Source organism: Methylobacterium sp. AC690, assembly GCF_979256535.1.
Genome location: NZ_CEEDOX010000072.1, coordinates 1 through 288 on the forward strand (window position 1 = coordinate 1; position 288 = coordinate 288).

1 pseudogene is annotated in these 288 nt (G+C 72.9%); it reads right to left on the reverse strand.

Annotated elements, in window-relative coordinates:
* Positions 1 to 219: pseudogene (locus AC0IY1_RS25375) on the reverse strand (hypothetical protein); the annotation flags it as partial.
* Positions 220 to 288 lie beyond the last annotated feature (69 nt).

A 288-nucleotide genomic window follows, 5' to 3' on the forward strand; every position in this document is an offset into this window, starting at 1 on the left:
CTGAAGCCCTCCTCCGAGCTCGCCGCGCGGCAGGGCGGCGTCGCCGACGACGGCGGCGAGCTCGGAGGAGGGCGTCAGCGGCTGCTGCAGGGCGTTCGGCTTGGCGCCATCACCCTTCGGCGCGGCGACCTTCTTGCCCGTGGCGGCAGGCTTCTCGGCGTCCTTTGGGGCAGCCTTGGGGGCGGCCTTCTCGGCGGTCTGGGTGGTGCTCTTTGCCATGGGGTGTTCCTCGGGATGTCGACGGTGAGCGCCGGTACGCCCACGGCCGGTGGCCTCGCAGCGCATAGC